This window comes from Nonomuraea sp. NPDC050394, assembly GCF_044459065.1.
GTDB lineage: Bacteria > Actinomycetota > Actinomycetes > Streptosporangiales > Streptosporangiaceae > Nonomuraea.
In genome coordinates this window covers 1-2575 of the sequence record NZ_JBITIO010000043.1, presented here as the reverse complement: position 1 = coordinate 2575, position 2575 = coordinate 1, and the positions used below count along the sequence as shown (strand labels likewise).

The following is a 2575-nucleotide window of genomic DNA, read 5'->3' as shown; positions in this document are numbered from 1 at the left end:
GCAACCCGCACCGTAACCGCCTACGAGGACCACGACATGACCGTCCTCTTCGCACTCACTCAGAAGAAAACCTCTTAGGGAGTTTCGACGCGCCCCGATTACGGGCCATCGTCACCCTCAACCCCGGACGGTCGAAGACCTGACGCTTACCCGGATCCGGCTCTCCCGAGATATAGACACTGGCCGGCCCACAGTTCGACCGCCCCGCTACACCAGGATTTCGGCAGATGACGCTTCAGTCCTTGCCCTCCAGGCTCCACAGGAACTTGTACATCCCAGAAGACGGATTGTTGTGCGGGAAGACCGTTCCGTTCTGATCATGCCGGGCATCGAGCCTCTCGGCATGACGCGCAGCCTTCTTCCGCATGGGCATGTAGGTCTCGGCGTCGATGCTCTTACCTGGTCTCCCATCCAACCTGCGAGAAGACCGTTCCGCCGACTCGGTGTCCAGGAAGGCGCCGCAAGCCTGATGGTGCAGCATTAACCAGATCTCGAAACAAGGGTTGGATATCGCGAGTTTGATGTCGTTGGACTTCGCCAGATCTACCGCCTGCGCGAGGTTCGGATGGTTCAGGGGCCACTCAACATCAAAAAGGCACCAGCATTCATCCACCTCCGGATCCCTGTTGTACCCCACCGCCTTGCGGACCAGCGTCAGCGGGACGCCATGATCGGGATGGATCTGGATGCTGAGCGCGGTGTTCTCGGCTATGTGCGCCAGCCTTTTCAGGCCGTTGACGTAGTCGGGTTCCGAGTTCCGGCCTTCGCAGAAGACCACGATGGTGCGGAGCTCAGGGCGCTTTTCCGCCTGGCGGCGTAGTGGCCTGCCGCCCCTTTGCCGGCCCTTCTCGCCCATCAGCCGCTCAACCCGAGCGCGCGCAGCAGCGCGGACTGATCCACTTGGGGAAGCGCGCCAAACCTTCCGTGAAGATAGGCATTCTCGAGGTTCTGCGACTTCCGTACTCGCTCTCCCGCGAAGTCGGCCAGCGCGCCGAGACGGGTAGAACCGTCCGGGCGCTTTTCCGTCAGCCACACCTCGTCTCTGTTGAGAGAATTCAACAGGCTGGCATCGTGAGACGTGAAGACGAGCTGGGCACCGCGCGGGTTGGTCACCGGGCTGTGGAATATGCGGAGCAACTCGGCAGACAGAGTCGGATGCAGACTCGCGTCAAGTTCGTCAAAGAGAACGGCAGTGCCCGTCCTGAGCGCGGTCAGGACCGGACCGATGAGTGCGAACCACGTCCTGGTGCCTTCTGATTCGGCGTGCCATTCGAACGGCATGGTTTCATTCAGCGTTCTGTGGAGCAGGCGGAACCGGCGTCGCGCGCGTCCCCCGGCGTCGGAATAGCTCTCGTCCTGGTCCTCTATGATCACGTCCTCGATGCCGAGATCAGCGAGCCGCAGCAGCGACAGCGCTTGTTCGCGGCCTCCGGTGAACCCGGCATCAAGCTCGCTCTCCCCGAACAACGAGAGCTGATCGCCGGACTGCTCGAACCATCGAAGGGTCGAGAGCGGAGCCCTGCCGTGTGTCAGGCCAGGAATTCGGTGTCTGGCCGTTTGCCCAAGCACATGCATTCTCATGAAGCTCGCGGTGAAGTCCGTCACGAGCGGCTCGTCGAACCTCCGCGCGACCGAGAGCGCCAAGGTGCGCTGCGTCATCAGTTCCCGCGTGCCGGACAGCCCTCCGAGTCCTCGCTGGAGCTTGAGTTCCGTACCCTCTCGCTCGAAGATTCTCCGGCGCTTCTTCTCCGGGTAGTGGAAGAGCCCTTCATAGCCGACCTGCTCGCGATCCAGTTCAAGCAAGTACTCGAATCGCACACCCTTGATCGCGATCTCGATGCTGAAGCTGCTCGGGGTGACCGGGCCTTCTCCGAAGGCGAAAGGCTCGATCGGGATCTCGTCTTCCCAGATGCGTAGGGAGTGCCGTACGGCATCCCGCAACCAGACAAGCGCGTCGATCACGTTCGACTTGCCTGAGGCATTCGGCCCGTAGATCGCCGCTATCGGCAGAAGGCTCTCCCCGAGCAGCGAGACCGGACGCGCCTCCTCGCGATCACGATCGATCGCAACCATGGAGAGCTCGATGGGTTCGCTGATCGAACGGTAGTTGGCAGCGGTGAACCTGATCAACACACTCCCACCTTACCTCGCGCCATTGACGTCGACACAGGGCCGTGATCGTAAAGATCTCACGAAATGGCGCCCTTGTTGGCTGGATCGCTGCAATTAACTGTGTTCGCTGCTTGATCTTTATGCGACACACCTGCAGAGCCGGAATCCCGGGTGGCAGCTCGTGTCCAACCGGCTGTGCCTGGGCTTGCCCCCTTGAGGAAGGCGCCTGAGCGAAGCGAAGTCCCTTGAGTCGAGGTGGGCATCAGTTGGTCAACACTCCAGCTGGGCAAGGGGTGGGCCAGAAGTGGTCGCCCATCCTCCATGAAGGAGGAGGTCGCGCTGGGGCTTTCCCCTTGGCACCAGTCCTGGAGCATGAGACACATACGCCATTCGTCACCACGTCAGATGCTGCTCGCATCGTTTACAGTCGCGGCTTTCGCGATCACTTCCTGCGCTGATACCG

At 61.4% G+C, this 2575-nt stretch carries 2 protein-coding genes; both read right to left on the bottom strand.

Translation table 11 applies throughout. From position 1 onward, the window contains the following. Window positions 1-235: 235 nt before the first annotated feature. The gene (locus tag ACIBKY_RS55370; protein WP_397110777.1) at window positions 236-856 is read right to left on the bottom strand and encodes an RloB family protein; all 621 of its coding nucleotides are present in this window, start codon (window positions 854-856) and stop codon (window positions 236-238) included. Beyond that, entirely contained in the window at window positions 856-2133 is a 1278-nt protein-coding gene (locus ACIBKY_RS55365) for an ATP/GTP-binding protein (protein ID WP_397110775.1), read from the bottom strand. The genes ACIBKY_RS55370 and ACIBKY_RS55365 overlap by 1 nt, the downstream gene beginning before the upstream one ends. Window positions 2134-2575 lie beyond the last annotated feature (442 nt).

Coding starts and splice junctions, on each gene's coding strand:
- ACIBKY_RS55370 (WP_397110777.1), bottom strand. CDS start 856: ATGGGCGAGAAGGGCCGGCAAAGGGGCGGCAGGCCACTACGCCGCCAG.